Here is a 17,449-nt window from a genome sequence, read left to right on the forward strand (position 1 = left end):
ACGCTGTTCTGCGGGAACAGCTGGCAGCCCTCGGTCTCTGCCACCCAGAACATGCAGTTGTCGCAGTATTCGCCCTCCTCGTAGGCCGGGTGATCGGCGGCGTCCTCGGCGACTTCGACGTAGTTCAGGGCCTGGGCCTCGTCGCTGTCCGGGTCCAGCCGCGGCAGGGTGTCGGCGAAGGCGGTCTTGGAGAGGATGCCGGCGCCGAGCGGGAGGGCTGCGAGGCCCAGCAGGCTGGTACGCATGAAGTCACGACGGCTCTGATTGGCCATGGGATCTCCTTTTCGTCACGGTTGCAGGAACGGTACCTGTTCATTGTTCGGGTGGTTCAGCCACCTCTGGCTCCGACAGGGGCTGCCCGACGGAGTTCGCTGTCCTATGGTAGTAGAGCGCCTGCAGTGATGCGAATACGCCGCCCTGTGTGTGGCAAACCGCCGCGTGAAGCGGCCTGAGCCGAGGAGACCCGATGATCTACACCCGTTTTGCCTCTCCGCTGGGGGAGATCCTGTTGTGCGGCGATGATCGGGGACTGCGGCGCCTGGTGCTCGACGCCGAGGCGGAGCCCGACCCGGAGGAGGGGCGCCGCGATGATGAGGCCCTGGCAGAGGCCCGTGGCCAGCTGCTGGCCTATCTGGACGGACGGCGGCGCGGCTTCAGCCTGGCGCTGGCCCCCGGGGGCAGCGACTTTCAGCGCGAGGTATGGTCGGCGCTGCTGCGTATCCCCTGGGGCGAGACGCGAACCTACGGCGAACTGGCGCGCCGTCTAGGGCGGGAGGGAGCAGCCCGGGCGGTCGGCACCGCCAACGGCGCCAATCCGCTGCCGATCCTGATTCCCTGTCATCGCGTGCTGGCCGCCGACGGCCTGGGCGGCTACAGCGGGGGACAGGCGCTCAAGGGCCGGCTGCTGGCGCTGGAGGGAAGCTGGCCCGCATAAGCCATCCGCGCGGCTCGTCACCGGCCCGGTGGCCAGGCGGTCCGGCTCTAGCCGACGGCGCCCGGCCGAACGGATTCGACCGCTGTCCGACTCGGTGAGCGCTTTCACCATTGACTCGGGCGGCCAAGTCTTGCTCAGCTGTGTGAACGGTCGGGGACATTCAAGGAGCTGGATGTGTTCAAGTACGTGATCAGCCTGAGCGTGACGCTCTTCGCCATCTGGCTGCTGTTCTCCGGCCAGTGGACCCACCCCATTCTTGTCCCGCTGGGTGCCGCCTCCGTCGCCATGACGGTCTATCTGGCCTATCGCATGCGCATTCTTGACCGGGAGGGGCATCCCGTCCACCTGCTGGTCCCCGTCATCAAGTACCTGCCCTGGCTTGCCAAGGAGGTGGTGAAGGCCAACCTGGTGGTGGCCGGCCACATCATCAGGGGCCGCAACAGCCTGAGCCCCCGGCTCTGCCGCCTGGACGCCACCCAGAAGACCGACCTGGGCCGAGTGTTTCTCGCCAACTCCATCACCCTGACGCCGGGCACGGTGACCGTCTATGTCCGTGAGCAGGAGGTCTGGTTCTACGCCCTGACCGAGGAGCTGGAGCGGGGCGTGCTGAGCGGCGAGATGGACCGCCGGGTGACTCGGCTCGAGGGGGAGTCCTGATGCTGGTTGCCATCGCGCTGGCGGTCCTCCTCAGCATCGGCTGTGCGCTGACGCGCGCCTACCTGGGGCCGACCCTCTTCGACCGCCTCCTGGCGGTGAATGTCGTCGGCAGCCTGACGGTGCTGCTCATCGCCCTGCTGGGCTTCATCGTAGGTCGCCCCGAGTTCATCGACATTGCCATTGTCTATGCGCTGCTCAACTACATCGGCGTCGTAGCGGTGTTGCAGTTCTTCGAGTCCGGCCGCTTCGGTCCGTCGCGCCGGCGCGGTGAGGAGGAGAACCCATGAGCCTGTTACTGGATCTCGTCAGCGGACTCATGCTGGTCAGCGGCGCCATCCTGGTGGTCATCAGCGGCGTCGGCCTGCTGCGCTTCCCCGATTTCTACTCCCGCATTCAGGCGGCCGGGATGACCGACACCCTCTGTATGATCCTGATCCTCGTGGGCCTGATGCTGCGCGCGGACTCTCTGGAGGTGGCGGCCAAGCTGTTGTTTACCCTGGTGTTCCTGTTCTTCACGGCGCCCGCCGCCAGCCATGCCTTGACCAAGACGGCTCGCCAGCGCCAGTTGACGCCCTGGCGGCCCGATGCGGAGGAGGGTGAGTCATCACAGCCCTGATCGACCTCATACTGCTGGCCTTCATGGCCCTGGTGGCGATTGCCGTGGTGAGAATCCGCAACCTCTTCGCGGTGATCATGCTCACCGGCATCTACAGCCTGCTGGCGGCATCGCTGTTCGTGCTGCTCGACGCCGTCGATGTCGCCCTGACGGAGGCCGCCGTCGGCGCCGGGATCATGATCATCCTCATGCTGGCCGCGCTGGCGCTGACCACCAGCGAAGAGAAGGCGGGTATCACCCGGCAGAACCTGGTGGCGCTGGTGATCGTGCTGATCACCGGCGCGGCGCTCATCTACGGCACCCTGGACATGCCGCAGGTCGGTGACCCCCAGGCGCCCGCCCATACCCACCTGGCGCCGCACTTTACCCAGCAGTCGGTGGAGGAGATCGGCATTCCCAACATGGTGGCCTCCGTGCTGGCCAGCTATCGAGCGCTGGACACCCTGGGCGAAGCCGTGGTCGTGCTCACTGCGGCCGTGGCGGTGCTGCTGGTGATCGGCAGCGGCCGGGCTCGACAGCGCAAGCGTCGCCGGAAGCCCGCCGGTCGCCGGGAGAGCCGTTCGTGAAGCATCACATCGTGCTGCGGATCGTGACCAAGATCATGATCCCGCTGATCGTGATCTACGCCTTGTATATCCAGTTTCACGGCGAGTACAGCCCCGGAGGTGGCTTCCAGGCGGGCATCATCTTCGCCGCGGGCTTTGTCATCTTCAGCCTGATCTTCGGGCTGGACGTGGCGCAGGAGGCCATTCCCCCGGAAGCGGCCCGGGTTCTGGCCGCCTTTGGCGTTCTGCTCTATATCGGGATAGGCCTGGCCTGCATCGCGCTGGGGGGGCAGTTCCTGGAGTACAAGGTCCTGCTCCCGAACGATCAGGCCGGCGAATCCCTCGGCATCATCGGCATCGAACTGGGCGTGGGCGTCACCGTGGCCTCCGTCGCCCTCATGCTGTTCTATGCCTTTGCCGGCCGGGAGCAGGAGTAATGGCGTGGATCGGCTTCTATAACTACTGGGTGGTCGTGGTGCTCATGATGGTGGGCTTCTACATCGTGATTGCCCAGGGCAACCTGATCAAGAAGATCGTCGGGCTGAACATTTTTCAGACCTCCGTCTTCGTCTTCTTCATCAGCCTGGCCAAGCTGGAGGGGGGCACCGCACCGATTCATGTGGTGGGGGTGAGCGACTACTCCAATCCTCTTCCGCATGTGCTCATCCTGACCGCCATCGTGGTGGGCGTGGCCCTGACCGCCGTGGGCCTTGCCCTGGTGGTCCGCATCCATGAACTCTATGGCACCATCGAGGAAGACGAAATCCACGCTCAGGATGAGGAAAAGTGACGGCTCTTCTTCAACTTCATCTGCCGGTACTTCAGGTCATTCTCCCCATGCTGGCGGCGCCGCTGGTGATGCTCATGGGCCAGGCTCCACGCCTTGCCTGGGTCACCACCACCCTGACCAGCTGGCTCACCCTGGCCGTTTCCATTCTGCTGCTGATGCGGGTTCGGGCCGAAGGGGTCATTGCCTATCACATGGGAGGCTGGGTGCCGCCGGTCGGGATCGAGTACCGGGTGGATTCGGTCAATATTCTGGTGCTGTTGGTGATCAGTGTCATCAGCGCCGTGGTCATGCCCTTCGCGCGGCTCAGCGTGGCCAGTGAGGTCCCGGCCGACAAGCAGGGTTTCTTCTATGCGGCCTTCCTGTTGGCCAATTGCGGGCTGCTGGGCATCGCCATCACGGGTGATGCCTTCAATATCTTCGTTTTCTTCGAGATCGCCGCCCTGGCGTCCTACTCGCTCATCGCCACGGGACGCGAGCGCCGGGCCGTGATGGCGTCCTATCAGTATCTGATGATGGGGACGATCGGGACCACCTTCCTGCTGATCGGCATCGGTTTTCTCTACATCATGACCGGCACCCTGAACTTGGTGGACCTTGCCGAGCGATTGCCGGACGTCAACGACACCCGAACGGTGCGCGCCGCGCTGGCCTTTATCGTGGTGGGGATCTCGCTGAAGCTGGCGCTGTTTCCGCTGCATCTGTGGCTGCCCAATGCCTATGCCTATGCTCCCTCCATGGTCACCGTCTTCCTGTCGGCCACGGCGACCAAGGTGGCCATCTATGTGTTGCTGCGCTTCATCTTCGGCGTGTTCGGCCACGAGCTGAGCTTCGTCGAGATCGAGATGAATCTGCTGCTGATGCCGCTGGCGATGCTCGGCATCCTGATTCCCTCGACTGTTGCCATCTTTCATACCAATATCAAACGCATGTTCGCCTACTCCAGCGTGGCCCAGGTGGGCTATATCATCCTGGGCATCAGCTTTGCCAGCACCCTGGGTCTGATGGCCTCGGTGCTGCACCTGTTCAACCATGCGATTACCAAGGCGGCGCTGTTCATGGCGCTGGGCTGCATCGCCTATCGGCTCGGCGGCGTTTCCCTCAACCACCTGACCGGCGCCGGCCAGCGCATGCCCTGGACCATGACGGCCTTCGTCATCGCGGGGCTGTCGCTGATCGGGGTTCCGCTGACGGCGGGCTTCGTGACCAAGTGGCATCTCATTCTCGCCGCCCTGGACGGAGGCCTCTGGCCGATCGCCATCTTCCTGCTGGGCACGTCGGTGCTGGCCCTGCTCTACGTCTGGCGGGTGGTGGAGGTGGCCTTCTTCAACGAGCCCGATGATCGCCGGCCGGTACGTGAGGCGCCCCTCTCCCTGCTGGTTCCCACCTGGCTGCTCGCGCTGGCTTGCCTCTACTTCGGTATCGAGACGTCGCTGCCGGTGGGCCTGGCCGAGCAGGCCGCCGAGGCACTGATGGGAGGCTACCGGTGAGCGCCCTCCCGTTGATGGATCCCGCAGTCGCCATCCCGCTCGCCCTGGCGGTTCCGGTCCTGGGCGCCGTGCTGATTGCGCTGACCGGTCGCCGCCCCGCGCTTCGCGATGGCCTGATGGTGGCCACGGCCGTGGCGCTGTTCGCCACGGTCCTGCCGATACTGCCGGCGGTCCTGGCGGGTGAACGCCCGGCCATTACGCTGTTCGAGCTGCTGCCCGGCCTGCACATGGCCTTCGAGGTGGAGCCACTCGGCATGACCTTCGCCCTGGTGGCCACGAGCCTCTGGGTCGTCACCTCGCTGTATGCCATCGGTTACCTGCGCGGCACCGGGGAGCGCAAGCAGACGCGCTTTCACGCCTGCTTTGCCGTGTCGCTCTTCTCGGTGATGGGCATCGCCTTCGCCGAAAACATGTTCACCCTCTTCATCTTCTACGAGGTGCTGACGCTCTCCACCTATCCGCTGGTGGCTCACAAGGGTAACCGTGAAGCCCAGAAGGGCGCGCGTACCTACCTGGGGCTGTTGCTCGGGACGTCCATCGGCTTCCAACTGGTGGCCATCGTCGCCACCTGGTGGCTGACCGGATCCCTGAGCTTTACCGACGGCGGGATCCTGGCGGGCCACGTCAGCCACGCCATGGGGGCGCTGCTGCTGCTGCTCTACATCTACGGGATCGGCAAGGCCGCGCTGATGCCCTTTCACCGCTGGCTGCCCGCCGCCATGGTGGCGCCCACCCCCGTTTCCGCCCTGCTGCACGCCGTGGCGGTGGTCAAGGCCGGCGTCTTCACCGTGCTCAAGGTCAGCACCTACATCTTCGGCCAGGAGTACCTCGGCGAACTCTGGAGCGCGGATCTGCTCCTGACGATCGCCGCCTTCTCCCTGCTGTCGGCGTCGCTGGTGGCCCTGCAGCAGGACAACCTCAAGGCGCGGCTGGCCTATTCCACGGTCAGCCAGCTCTCCTACATCACCCTCGGGGCGATGCTGGCCCACGAGTTGGCGGCCATCGGGGGCGGCATGCACATCGTCATGCACGCCTTTGGCAAGATCACGCTGTTCTTCTGTGCCGGCGCCATCTACGTGGCCAGCAAGAAGACGCATATCAGCCAGCTGGATGGCCTCGGGCGACGCATGCCCTTCACCATGGGCGCCTTTCTGCTCGGGGCGCTGTGCGTGATCGGCGCACCGCCCATGGGGGGATTGTGGAGCAAATGGCACCTGGTGCTGGGGGCGGCCGACAGCGGCCGGCTCCTCGTCGTCCTGGTGTTCATGCTGAGCACGCTGCTCAATATCGCCTACCTGCTGATGCCGGTCGTCAGGGCCTTCCTGATGCCGCCGGCGGAGGCTGACAGAGGCGGTATCCGGGAGGCGCCGCTGCTCTGCGTGGTGCCGCTGTGCCTCACGGCGCTGGGCGGCATGGCGCTGTTCCTGGCCGCGGACCCGCTGCGAAGCCTGCTCGGCGGTCTCTTTGCCAACTGACGCGAATCCATCCTGGGGAGGACCCATGATCATCAAGCTACTCGACCTGCTGGTGCGAAACGCCCGCTGGCTGAAACGGGGGCTGCTGGCCGCCATGCTGGCTCTGGTCATCGCCGATCTGCTGATACCTACCGGCTATGATCGCTTTGCCTGGGAGTCCTGGGGCGGGTTCGGCGCGCTCTTCGGTGCGCTGGCCTGTGTGGTCCTTATCGGCCTGGCCAAGGGCCTCGGCCTCGGGCTGGTCTATCGGCGGGAAGACTATTACGAGGAGGAGCTGGCCCCTTACCGGGCCCTCGAGGATGCCGCCGATCAACGCAACCGAACCGACCCTTAGGGAACAGCCGTGATGCGCGAGTGGTTCGTCATCCCCTGGCCTTTCATCGAGTGGCTTTCCCCCTCCCTGGTGCTGATTCTGGGGGCACTGCTGGTGCCGCTGTTCCGCGGGGTGGCGCAGAAGCTGATCCTGGTGGCCGTGCCGGCCCTGGCCCTGCTCGCCGTGCTCGACACCGCGCCGGGCACCCATGCCAGCTTCGAGTTCCTGAACATGACGATGACCCTGGGCCGGGCCGACTCGCTGAGCCTGGTCTTCGCCCAGGTGTTCGCCATCATGGCCCTGATTGGCGCCATCTATGCCCTGCACGTGGGTGACGCTATCCAGCACATGGCTGGCCTGGTCTATGCCGGCGCCGCCATGGGGGCCGTGTTGGCCGGCGACCTGGTCACGCTCTATGTCTTCTGGGAGCTGATGCTGCTCGCCTCGGTGTGGCTCATCTGGCGACATCGCCGCGCCGCCTCGCTGGCGGCCGGCTTCCGCTACCTGATGGTCCACGCGGTCAGCGGCGTGCTGCTGCTGGCCGGCATCGTGCTCTACTACACCCAGACCGGCAGCCTGGGCTTCGATGCCATCGAGGCCGGCGGTCCGGCCTTCTGGCTGATCCTGCTCGGCTTCCTGGTCAATGCTGCCGTGCCCCCCCTGCACGCCTGGCTCACCGATGCCTATCCGGAGGCCACGGTGACCGGGGCGGTGTTGCTGAGTGCCTTCACCACCAAGACGGCGGTCTACACGCTGATGCGGGGGTTTCCCGACACCGACCTCCTGATCTGGCTCGGGGCGCTCATGACCCTCTGGGGGGTGACCTACGCGGTGCTGGCCAACAATATCCGCCGGCTGCTCGCCTATCACATCGTCAGCCAGGTGGGTTTCATGGTGGCCGGGGTCGGCCTGGGGACCGCCATGGCGCTGAACGGCTCCGCGGCCCACGCCTTCGCGCATATCCTCTACAAGGCGCTGCTGTTCATGAGCGCCGGCGCCATCATCCACATGACCGGTCGCACCAAGCTCACCGAGCTGGGCGGGCTCTACCGCGCCATGCCGCTGACCTTCCTGTTCTACATGATCGCGGCCTTCTCCATCTCGGCCTTCCCGCTGACCAGCGGCTTCGTCAGCAAGACGATGATCCTCGAGGCCTATGCGGACCATCAGGCGGCGCTTGTCTGGCTGATGCTGTCGCTCGCCTCGGCGGGCACCTTCCTGAGCGTCGGCCTGAAACTCCCCTGGTTCGCCTTCCTGGGCCGCGATGCCGGACTGCGCCCCCGGGAGGCGCCGGCCAACATGCTCGTCGCCATGGGCATCGCGGCGTTCTTCTGCCTTTACATCGGCGTGCAGCCAGAGTGGCTCTACCAGCAGCTTCCGCATCAGCCGGTCGACTACAACGCCTATACCCTTGGCCATGTGTTCTGGGATCTGCAGCTACTCTCCTTCGTTGGTCTGGTCTTCTTCGTCCTGCTGAGATTCCTGACGCCCAAGGACAGGATCACGCTGGACACGGACTGGCTCTATCGCGTCGCCGCCCCGCGCGCCGTCGGCTGGATTCACCGGCACGCTTCGGTTGCCTGGCGCAACCTGCTCGCCGCCCTGCTCTGGTCCCTGCGGCGCATCGTCTCCCAGGCCATGCGCTTCCACGGCCCGACGGGCATCCTGGCGCGCACCTGGCCCACCGGCAGCATGGTGCTCTGGGTGGCCGTGTTGCTGACCGCGTCGCTGCTGCTCTACTACATCTGAGCGATGGCCGGTTCAGGGGCGAGGCGGCGGTGGGAGAGGGGCGATTCTTTCCGGCCCCCGGCGCTGTTATAGTATCCGGCAACCGTCGGTGAGTACCGGCTTGTCGTTTTTCGCGCCTCCGGGGCCGCAGCAGGGAGAGAGCCCGATGCAGAATGCCGTGATCCTGATCAACACCGAGAAGGGGCAGGTGAAGGCGGTGGCCGAGCGCCTGGCCGATGTGGAGGGGATCAGCGAGGTCTACTCTACCTGCGGCCGCTATGACCTGGTGGCTATCGCCCGCACCCGCGATTTCGAGAGCCTGGCGGAGCTGGTCACCGAGCGCCTCAACGCCGTCGAGGGAATCCGCGACACCGAGACCCTCAACGCCATGCAGGTGCACTCCCGCCACGACCTGGAGACCATGTTCTCGCTGGGCTGGTAGGCCCGAGTCCCGAGCCGGGTGTCCTGGACGCCCGGCGCTGTCCGTCATGCGTCACCGCCCGCACTGGAAGCCGTTCAAGGATGAGTCGCCGCCGTTCCCCCGTCCCGCGCTGGCGCCGCCAGGCGCGCCGCTTCGGTATCACCCTGGTATTCGTGCTGGTCTCTTCCGGCCTCTGGTACGGCCAGGAGCGCCAGGTGCGCGACCAGCTGGTGTGGATGGGCGTGCCGGAGTGGCAGAGTCTCACGCCCACTAGCGTGCACCGGGTGCTGCGCAACGACGGCTTCCTGGTAGGCTGGTCCGACGTGCGGGTCAATCCGCTGTGGGTCAGCTACCGGCTGGAGGCCGTGGAGGAGCCGCGCGCCGGTCCGCGCCCCGACTTCCGCCGCGACTGGCGCACCCTCTGGCCCATCGCCGCCGACAGCTACTTCGGCAGCGGCTATGATCGCGGGCATCTCGCCCCCAACTACGCCATCGCCGTGGTGCACGGGCCCCAGGCCCAGCGCGATACCTTCTTCATGAGCAACATCTCCCCCCAGCGCCCTGACCTCAATCGGCGGCTGTGGCAGCGCCTCGAGGAGGTGGTGATCGACCACTTCGTGCCGCGTTTCGGCGAGGTGCAGGTGATCACCGGGCCGGTGTTTCCTGAGTCCTTCCTCGACAATATGCTTAACCGGGTCGGGCTGGTGGAGATTCCCGAGGCCTTCTACAAGATCATCGCCGTACCGGGCGACGAGCCCCGGGTGCTGGCCTTCCTGATGCCTCAGGAGGTGCGCGGCGATGAGCCGCTGGACGCCTACCTGGTGAGCGTGGACGAGATCGAGGCGCGCACCGGGCTGAACTTCTTCCCGCGCCTGCCTGAACCCGTGGCCGAGGTGCTGGAGGGGGAGGTGGTGACCCGCGGCTGGGCCCTGGAGGAGGTGGCGCGCCGGCCGGGCCGCTTCTGAGATGCCAGATTGGTCGTCAATGGCTGGACCATCTACGCCCATCCTCTACTCCTTGACCAGTTAGAGGCACACATCAGGCAGGTCGAGCAGGCCATGCAGAAAGTCCCCAAAGGGTTTAAGAGCAAAACGGGGTCTCCATCTAACCGGACTGACGGCTGCTTGGCACCCACCAAGGCTCGGTCGAGGATGCGCATCTGCCCAGCTATCTGAATGAGTTCGTGTTCCGCTTCAACCGACGGCACTCGAAGAGTCGCGGGATGGTGTTTTACCGGGTGCTCGAACTCGCGGTGGGCCACGCCCCGGTGCGCTACGGCGACAGCATTCCTGGCCGACGACCCCGGGCAGTGCCGCCTACGCCGCCGCTCGCGCGCGGAAAGCCACCGAGCCGCGAGACCCCTCCAGCGAATCGCCCAAGGCGGAGTTGAGTCCGGTTAGATGGAGACCCCGTAGAGCAAAAATGCCACCAAACGAATGGCTGCCATACTCAAGCCCACCTTCGATGTCATCCCTCAGGACCCGGAAAGGATGCGGTACCGACATGGCGCTACCCTTGGTGATGAGCATAAGCACTGGTTTCGGGCTAAAATCTTCCAGCAGTATCAGTTGCTTTTCCGGCAGATTGGCAGCTTATAACTGGGGGAGGCTATAAGCATGAAGATCACCGTTGATGAATTGCAGGAAAAACTGTCCGATATCTCGGTCAGTGACGAGGAGATTGCCCAGTATCTGACCGGTGGCACGGATGCTGCGGCACCTTTAGGTCCGCGCCTGCGGCCCGATCCCAACCGAGTGCAGATTGACACCGATATGGACCATATGCGCGTCGAGGCGGCCTTTGCTTCATCCGCGCTCAGCAGGATTGACCGCTGGCGCCGCCAGCGCCGGTTCAATTCCATGCTAGCGAATGCGGGGAACAATCCCCCGCCGATCATCTATGCCGAGGGCGACAGCTGGTTCCAGTTTCCCTTCTTGCTCCGGGATCTGGTCAACCAGCTTTCCTCTACGCATCTGGTCTGGTGCACGAGCGAGCCGGGCGACACGTTGCAGAACATGGTCCATGACAAGCCGGAATACCTGCGCACCCTGAACGAGCTTCTGGTGACGCGCGGGCTGCCGGTGCGGTATTTCCTGTTCTCGGGGGCAGGCAATGACGTGGTGGGGCAGGACGATAGCGGGATCGCCGCACTATCGCGGATCGTGCGCCCGTTCGACCCCGACAAACCCCCGCAATGGCATGTCGAGACCCCGGCGCTGGAGGATGTGCTGGGCCGTATCCGGCGGGCCTATATCAAGGTGCTCGAAGACATTGATCGGGAGTTTCCGGCCACAGCTTATCCGGATCTGCGCATCGTCATTCACGGCTATGACTATTCGCCCACCCGCTCGGTCGGGGGTGCGGATCGCAACCGGCCGTTCTGGGCGCGTGACTGGACGGGCGAGCCGCTGCACAACAAAGGCTTTCCTGACAATGCCCAGGCAAGCCGCGTCGTGCGCGCCCTGATAGACCGGCTGAACGAGACCACGGCCACAATCTGTTCGGCCTTCGGGCCGCGCGCGATCCATGCCGATCTGCGTGGCAGCGTGCCGCAGGGCGACTGGGCGGACGAGCTGCATCCGACCAGCGACGGGTTCAAGAAAGCGGCCGCGAAACTGCGCGCCTTGCTAGCCTAGCAGGGCGCGAGGACATGGAATTTCGCTGGACAGCTCCCGAAGCAGACGCGCTGGCACGCGACCTATCGCCAGCGCAACGAAGCGCGTTGCAGAAGGCGGCGTCAGCCCCGGGGACGGGGGGCCTCTGGCTGAACGCCCGGCCCGATGCGCCGGATTTTCGTGACCGCCCCTATCACGCGGGGCTGATAAACCTGCCCACAACCCTTTTGCCTGATCCGGCCTTCGCTGACCTGGAGGTGCGCGACCAAGGGCATCTGTCGGCCTGCACCGGCATGGCGGTCGCCACGGTGGTTGATCTGGCCCGCCTGCGCATGTGGCGCGCTAGCGGCGCCCCCGTCGACCCCCGCCCGCGCCCGGTCAGTGCGCGCATGCTCTATGAACTTGGGCGCAGCCATGACCAGTTCGTGGATGGCTTGCCCGGATCTTCGCTACGCGGGGTGCTGCGGGGGTTCTTTCATAATGGTGTGGCCGAGGAGATCGCCGATGAGGATGACCCCGACCATCTGCCGGAATTTGCCAACTGGCGCTTCACGATTGCCCGCGCTCGTTCTGCACGCAATACGCTGCTGGGTGCCTATGCGCGGCTGTCGCATGTGTTGCTCGACTATCAGACGGCGCTGGTGGAGTATGGCGCGATCGCGGTCTCGGCCCGGATCCACAACGGCTGGGCGATTGGCGGACGGTTGGATAAGGGGCGGATTGGCCCGGTCGGATACCCGGAGGGCGGGCACGCGGTTACCCTGCTGGGCTATACCCGCGAAGGGTTCCTGATCCGCAATTCCTGGGGTGCGAACTGGTCACGGTATCGCGCCCCCGATGGCAGCGAATGGCCAGGCATCGCGCTCTGGCCCTACGATGACTGGCGCGCGCATGTCCTGGATGCCTGGGTCATGACGCTCGCCCCGCCCACGACGCTCGATCCGCGCAGCACCGCAGGGTTCCACGGCGGCGGGGCACACCCGGAGGCCGGACACGGGACACTGCGCATTGCGGTCAATGGGCATTACCTGCACCTGCGCGACAGCCGGTTCAACCGGCGCGGAACCTTCCAGTGCGATCTCGCCTCGATTTGCGAAACAGCAGACCTATTGCGCGGGACAGGGGACTATGACCACCTGCTGATCATCGCCGAGAGCGGTCTGGAACCGCTGGAGGCTGTGGCCGCGCGCGCCGCCGCCTGGATCCCTGCGCTGAAACAGACGCGGATCTATCCCTTCTTCGTGTGGTGGCGCGAGGATATCCATGCACTGGCCGCCGAGATCCTCTCGGATCGCCGCACCCGGTTGGTGGAACGCGGCGGTGGCCTGCCGGCCCTGACCAACCGGCTGCTGATGGATTTCGCCCGCGATTTCATGGCCCCGATCTGGCGCAGCTATGTCGGCGAAGCCGAGCGCTCCTTTGCCGCCAAAGGCCGTGCTGATGGCTGGGACGCGCTTTCGACCCTGTTCGGCGGCGCGCTGGGGGGCGAACACCCGCTCAAGCTGCATATCCTGGCGCATGGTGCCGGTGCCGTCTGGGCGGCGCACGCGGCGCGGCGCATGGCTAGACGGGGTGCGCTGCTCAATGGTGAGGGCAAGACGGCGAGATTGTCGAGCTTGTCGCTGGTGGCCCCAATCTGCGCTCCCTCGGCGTTCGAGGGCAGGGCGCTCAGATGCCTCTGGCGCACTGAGCGAGGCGGACCCAACCGCATGGCGGTGTATACACTGGAGGCGGAAGATGATGCTCGTGACAGTGTTGGTGCCTTCGAGGGGTCGTTCGTCGATCTTGCTCGCCACTGCTTTCCCGACGACGAAGTATCCGACAAACACCCGGGCGCCCGCCTGAATGTGCTGGGTCATGCCGGGTGCATGGAGGATTTGATGTCCGGGGACGACAAATCCTGGCACAAGGACTGCGATTGGTTCATCGCAACGGAGGCACCCGTTGGGGCGGGCGCCCGCACCCATCGCACGCTGTTTTTCGACTCGGTGCTGATGCAGCATGTCTGCACACGGATCATAGGCACGGAAAGCCCAGAACTGCAGCTCTCCCCTTGAGCGATTTCAGCTCGGGTGGACCCCCTCTGACAACGCGAAGATTGCTACAAATTACGAGATAACGTCCACCTCATCGTGAAAAGCAAGCGAGACAGGCCGAACTCAATTCTCCGCTCGTTGCTTCAGCTGCTCACGCAGCCTGGGGTCGATATCGCGCAGGTCCCACTGGTTCTGTAGGGAACTATAGAGACCTGTCCAAGCGGCATCGTCTTCCCTGTCCAGGTCTCCGCGGGTGCGCCGCAGCAAGGACAACACCTCCCAGATGGTACGGAAGTCGTGCCAAAGTTCATGGGCCTGCCCCAGATGGTGCATGGCGGTGTCGACATCTCGCTGCAGCAGGGCATCAAGGGCAAATTCCTGAAGCTGGATCATGCGCGAGAAGCGCGAGACATCCACCGGCACCGACACGTGCAGCGGCGAATCGGGAAAACGTGCGCGCCCCTCCACCAAGGCCTCGCGTAACTCCTCGACGATACGGATCTCGACATCGGAGTAGTGGTTGAGCACATCCACCGCCCATTCCCGCAGCACCGTGTTTTCCTCGGCGGTCTCCTCTCGCAATACCTCTAGGGAGAGCTGTACCCACTCCCGGGCGAACTCACGTTCCTTGAGGGAGGTCTCTCGATCGCGGATGGCATCAGTGTACCAGTGCCCCGCCAGGCCCAGGGCCAGTGGCACGAAGACCGCCGCCAGGAATCCCGACAGCACGGCCAGCTTGTCCCAGGTATCTTTGACCTGCGACTCGCTCATCCCTGTCTCCTCTCCTTTGGTGGCGCGGTCGTCGCAGTGCTGCGACAACCGCGTCAGTATAGTTTTTCCCGCCGCGCCGAGCCAGACGCATCACAAGGGCTGATGCGTAGCTGGCCAATCCTGTCGCCCATCGACGCCGGAGTAGGGTGAGGAGGAGTCCATCCCGTTGCTTGTGTCTGTCAGACGGACACAAAAAAACCGCGATCCGAGTCGCGGTTCTTGTTTCATCTGCTTCTTTCTCTGGCCTTATTCAGCATGTGAAGCGATCACTTGCAGCGTTCGCCGTTGCTGATTCAGTCGGCATGGTGCGATATGAAATGGTGCCCAGGAGAGGACTTGAACCTCCACATCCGTAAGGATACTAGCACCTGAAGCTAGCGCGTCTACCAATTCCGCCACCTGGGCGCATCATGCATCTCGTCGTGTTCGCTGGGCCTCCCGAAGGAGATGGTGCCCAGGAGAGGACTTGAACCTCCACGTCCGTAAGGACACTAGCACCTGAAGCTAGCGCGTCTACCAATTCCGCCACCTGGGCAGGCGACGCGTATGGTACCCGATTTCGGCGCCATTGCAAGAGCAGGCGAGGCCCGGGCGGCTTTTTTTTCGTCACCCGTTTCGCCAGCCGTTTCGGACGACCCCGGAGGCGCGCCATGCCGAGGTTGGGTGGTGGGCCGGGCGGCGCTATACTGCGGCCATGACAATCGATACCTCAAGCAAGACTCCATGCCCGCGGCGCCCGTCCGCCCCCGCCCTCCAGCCGTCCCCGACCCTGCCAAGGATGCTTCCCGCATGACCCACTGGACGCTCAGCGACGACCCGCACGCCAGCCGCGAGGCCCACAAGTACGATAACCCCGCCCCCAGCCGCGAGTACCTGCTCGCCCGGCTGGAGGAGTACGGCAAGCCGATCTCCCACGAGAAGATGAGCCACCTGCTGGGCCTCGACGACGAGGAGCTGCAGGAGGCGGTGCGCCGGCGCCTGGCGGCCATGGAGCGCGACGGCCAGGTGCTGCGCAACCGGGCCGGCGCCTATGCGCTGATCGACAAGCTCGACCTGATTCGCGGCAAGGTGCTCGGCCATCGTGACGGCTTCGGCTTCGTGATCCGCGAGGATGGCAAGAAGCCCGACCTGGTGCTGCCGCCGCGGCAGATGCGCCGCGTCTTTCACGGCGACTATGTACTGGTGCGTATCAGCGGGCGCGACCGTCGCGGCCGCGACGAGGCCACCATCGCCGAGGTGCTCTCCCACAACACCCAGACCATCGTCGGCGTCTACCGCGAAAACACCCCCGAGTTCGGGGTGCTGATCCCCGAGAACCCACGCATTACCCAGGAGGTGATCATCCCTCACAGCGCCTGCGGCGGGGCTAAGGATGGCCAGGTGATCTCGGCGAAGATCGTCCAGCAGCCGGCCACCCGGGTGCAGCCGGTGGGGGAGGTGGTCGAGGTGCTCGGCGAGCGCATGGACCCGGGGATGGAGATCGATATCGCCATCCGCAGCTACGAGATTCCCGCCGAGTTCCCACCGGAGGTCCACGACCAGATCGCCCGCATGTCCGCCGAGGTGGCCGAGGGTGACAAGGCCCACCGCGTCGACCTGCGCGACGTGCCGCTGGTGACCATCGACGATGAGAGCGCCAAGGACTTCGACGACGCCGTCTGCGCCTGGAAGACGAAGTCCGGCAGCTGGAAGCTGCTGGTGGCGATTGCCGACGTCTCCCACTATGTGCGCCCGGGCAGCGCCCTGGACCAGGAGGCGATCCGTCGCGGTAACTCGGTCTACTTCCCGGGGCAGGTGGTGCCCATGCTGCCGGAGCTGCTCTCCAATGGGCTCTGCTCCCTCAATCCCGCCGTCGACCGCCTGGCGCTGGTCTGCGAGTTGAACATCTCGAAGAGCGGCACCATCAGTCGTTACCGCTTCTTTGAAGCGGTGTTCTGCTCCCATGCGCGGCTCACCTACAACAAGGTGGCGACCATCCTCGATGAGGAGGACTCGACGGGCGCTGCGCTGCGTGAGGAGTACCGCGAGCTGCTGCCGACCCTGAAGAACCTGCACACCCTCTACCGGGTGTTGCGCGAGGCTCGCGAGGCTCGCGGGGCCATTGACTTCGAGACCACCGAGACCGCCATCGTCTTCAACGACGAGCGCAAGATCGAGCAGATCGTGCCGCGCAGCCGCAACGACGCCCACAAGCTGATCGAGGAGTGCATGCTGGCGGCCAACGTGGCCACGGCTCGCTTCCTCGACAAGCATGACCTCCCGGCCCTCTACCGCATCCACGAGCGCCCCTCGCCGGAGCGCCTCGACAAGCTGCGCCTCTTCCTGGCCGAGCTGGGCCTCTCGGTGGGCGGCGGCGACGAGCCGACCCCCCAGCACTACCAGGAGCTGGCCGAGGCGATTCGCGGCCGACCGGATGCCGACGTCATCCAGACGGTAATGCTGCGCTCCATGAGCCAGGCGGTCTATTCGCCCCACAACGAGGGGCATTTCGGCCTGGCCTACCCGGCCTACGCCCACTTCACCTCGCCGATCCGCCGCTACCCGGACCTGCTGGTGCACCGCGCCATCCGCTCGGTGATTCGCGGCCCACGCCAGACCAACACCGTGCTGCGTGCCGACGGGGCCCCGGTGGAGCCGCCCAGCAAGTGGTGCCCCTATACCTTCGAGCAGATGCTCGAGCTCGGCGAGCACTGCTCGATGACCGAGCGGCGCGCCGACGATGCCACTCGCGACGTGGAGGACTGGCTCAAGTGCGAGTTCATGTCCGACAAGCTCGGCGAGGTGTTCGACGGCACCATCGCCTCGGTGACCGGGTTCGGCATCTTCGTGCGCCTCGATGAGGTCTACGTGGAGGGGCTGGTGCACGTCACCTCGCTGCCCTCCGACTACTATCACTACGAGCCCGAGAAGCACCGCCTCAAGGGCGAGCGCAGCGGCATGAGCTACCGCCTGGGCGACGGCGTCACCGTGCAGGTGGCCCGGGTTGACTTGGACGAGCGCAAGATCGACTTCGCGCTGGCCGACGACAAGCCGCGGCCGAAGCGCACGCCGCGTCGCCGTG

18 protein-coding genes, 2 tRNA genes and 2 pseudogenes are annotated in these 17,449 nt (G+C 65.3%); 18 read left to right on the plus strand and 4 right to left on the minus strand.

The annotated features are described in order from the left end of the window. Positions 1-272, minus strand: a 272-nt coding sequence (locus tag J5F18_RS05950; RefSeq protein WP_346301390.1) for a high-potential iron-sulfur protein, incomplete at its 3' end; no start/stop codon positions are given. Positions 273-466: 194 nt separating this feature from the next. On the opposite strand from J5F18_RS05950, the gene J5F18_RS05955 reads away from it, so the two are divergent. The 17 genes and pseudogenes from J5F18_RS05955 (at position 467) to J5F18_RS06035 (ending at position 13,638) form a co-directional block, all read left to right on the plus strand. Continuing rightward, entirely contained in the window at positions 467-934 is a 468-nt protein-coding gene (locus tag J5F18_RS05955) for a methylated-DNA--[protein]-cysteine S-methyltransferase (protein ID WP_346301391.1), read from the plus strand. Positions 935-1,108: 174 nt separating this feature from the next. Next, complete coding sequence (locus tag J5F18_RS05960) at positions 1,109-1,591, plus strand: Na+/H+ antiporter subunit E (protein WP_346301392.1); 483 nt, start codon at positions 1,109-1,111, stop codon at positions 1,589-1,591. Further along, complete coding sequence (locus J5F18_RS05965; protein WP_346301393.1) at positions 1,591-1,878, plus strand: monovalent cation/H+ antiporter complex subunit F; 288 nt, start codon at positions 1,591-1,593, stop codon at positions 1,876-1,878. The genes J5F18_RS05960 and J5F18_RS05965 overlap by 1 nt, the downstream gene beginning before the upstream one ends. Continuing rightward, entirely contained in the window at positions 1,875-2,207 is a 333-nt protein-coding gene (gene mnhG, locus J5F18_RS05970) for a monovalent cation/H(+) antiporter subunit G (RefSeq protein WP_346301394.1), read from the plus strand. The genes J5F18_RS05965 and mnhG overlap by 4 nt, the downstream gene beginning before the upstream one ends. A gap of 23 nt (positions 2,208-2,230) precedes the next feature. After that, the gene (locus J5F18_RS05975) at positions 2,231-2,773 is read left to right on the plus strand and encodes a DUF4040 domain-containing protein (protein WP_346301395.1); all 543 of its coding nucleotides are present in this window, start codon (positions 2,231-2,233) and stop codon (positions 2,771-2,773) included. After that, positions 2,770-3,189 (plus strand): Na(+)/H(+) antiporter subunit B, encoded by a 420-nt coding sequence (locus J5F18_RS05980; RefSeq protein ID WP_346301396.1) that lies wholly within the window; start codon positions 2,770-2,772, stop codon positions 3,187-3,189. Before J5F18_RS05975 ends, J5F18_RS05980 begins: the two co-directional genes overlap by 4 nt. Further along, complete coding sequence (locus J5F18_RS05985) at positions 3,189-3,542, plus strand: cation:proton antiporter subunit C (RefSeq protein ID WP_346301397.1); 354 nt, start codon at positions 3,189-3,191, stop codon at positions 3,540-3,542. Before J5F18_RS05980 ends, J5F18_RS05985 begins: the two co-directional genes overlap by 1 nt. After that, positions 3,539-5,029 (plus strand): monovalent cation/H+ antiporter subunit D family protein, encoded by a 1,491-nt coding sequence (locus J5F18_RS05990; protein ID WP_346301398.1) that lies wholly within the window; start codon positions 3,539-3,541, stop codon positions 5,027-5,029. Before J5F18_RS05985 ends, J5F18_RS05990 begins: the two co-directional genes overlap by 4 nt. After that, entirely contained in the window at positions 5,026-6,504 is a 1,479-nt protein-coding gene (locus J5F18_RS05995; RefSeq protein WP_346301399.1) for a proton-conducting transporter membrane subunit, read from the plus strand. The genes J5F18_RS05990 and J5F18_RS05995 overlap by 4 nt, the downstream gene beginning before the upstream one ends. Positions 6,505-6,529: 25 nt before the next feature. Further along, on the plus strand, positions 6,530-6,838 hold the full coding sequence (locus J5F18_RS06000; RefSeq protein ID WP_346301400.1) for a hypothetical protein: 309 nt from the start codon (positions 6,530-6,532) through the stop codon (positions 6,836-6,838). 12 nt (positions 6,839-6,850) lie between these two features. Then, positions 6,851-8,566: a Na(+)/H(+) antiporter subunit D gene (locus J5F18_RS06005; RefSeq protein WP_346301401.1), complete on the plus strand. Its 1,716-nt coding sequence runs from the start codon at positions 6,851-6,853 to the stop codon at positions 8,564-8,566. Between the two features lie 145 nt (positions 8,567-8,711). Further along, positions 8,712-8,987, plus strand: a complete 276-nt coding sequence (locus J5F18_RS06010; protein ID WP_086508531.1) for an Lrp/AsnC ligand binding domain-containing protein — start codon at positions 8,712-8,714, stop codon at positions 8,985-8,987. 80 nt (positions 8,988-9,067) lie between these two features. Then, on the plus strand, positions 9,068-9,931 hold the full coding sequence (locus J5F18_RS06015) for a DNA/RNA non-specific endonuclease (RefSeq protein WP_346301402.1): 864 nt from the start codon (positions 9,068-9,070) through the stop codon (positions 9,929-9,931). 155 nt (positions 9,932-10,086) lie between these two features. Further along, positions 10,087-10,356 (plus strand): annotated as a pseudogene (locus J5F18_RS06020) (IS1595 family transposase); the annotation flags it as partial. A gap of 40 nt (positions 10,357-10,396) precedes the next feature. After that, a pseudogene (locus J5F18_RS06025) lies at positions 10,397-10,564 on the plus strand (type II toxin-antitoxin system YhaV family toxin); the annotation flags it as partial. 18 nt (positions 10,565-10,582) lie between these two features. Beyond that, positions 10,583-11,602: a hypothetical protein gene (locus tag J5F18_RS06030; RefSeq protein WP_346301403.1), complete on the plus strand. Its 1,020-nt coding sequence runs from the start codon at positions 10,583-10,585 to the stop codon at positions 11,600-11,602. A gap of 14 nt (positions 11,603-11,616) precedes the next feature. Continuing rightward, positions 11,617-13,638, plus strand: coding sequence for a C1 family peptidase (locus J5F18_RS06035; protein ID WP_346301404.1), 2,022 nt, complete (start codon positions 11,617-11,619; stop codon positions 13,636-13,638). Between the two features lie 102 nt (positions 13,639-13,740). Here the strand turns inward: J5F18_RS06035 and J5F18_RS06040 are convergent, their stop codons facing one another. The 3 genes from J5F18_RS06040 to J5F18_RS06050 all read right to left on the minus strand — a co-directional run bounded on the left by J5F18_RS06040 (position 13,741) and on the right by J5F18_RS06050 (position 14,923). After that, positions 13,741-14,388 (minus strand): hypothetical protein, encoded by a 648-nt coding sequence (locus J5F18_RS06040; protein WP_346301405.1) that lies wholly within the window; start codon positions 14,386-14,388, stop codon positions 13,741-13,743. 318 nt (positions 14,389-14,706) lie between these two features. Continuing rightward, positions 14,707-14,793: transfer RNA gene (locus tag J5F18_RS06045), tRNA-Leu, on the minus strand. A 43-nt stretch (positions 14,794-14,836) separates the two neighbouring features. Further along, a tRNA-Leu gene (locus J5F18_RS06050) sits at positions 14,837-14,923 on the minus strand. 254 nt (positions 14,924-15,177) lie between these two features. Here J5F18_RS06050 and rnr point away from each other — a divergent pair. Next, positions 15,178-17,449: ribonuclease R (gene rnr, locus J5F18_RS06055; protein WP_346301406.1), on the plus strand; the 2,272-nt coding region annotated here is incomplete at its 3' end.

It is taken from the genome of Halomonas sp. BM-2019, assembly GCF_017584085.1.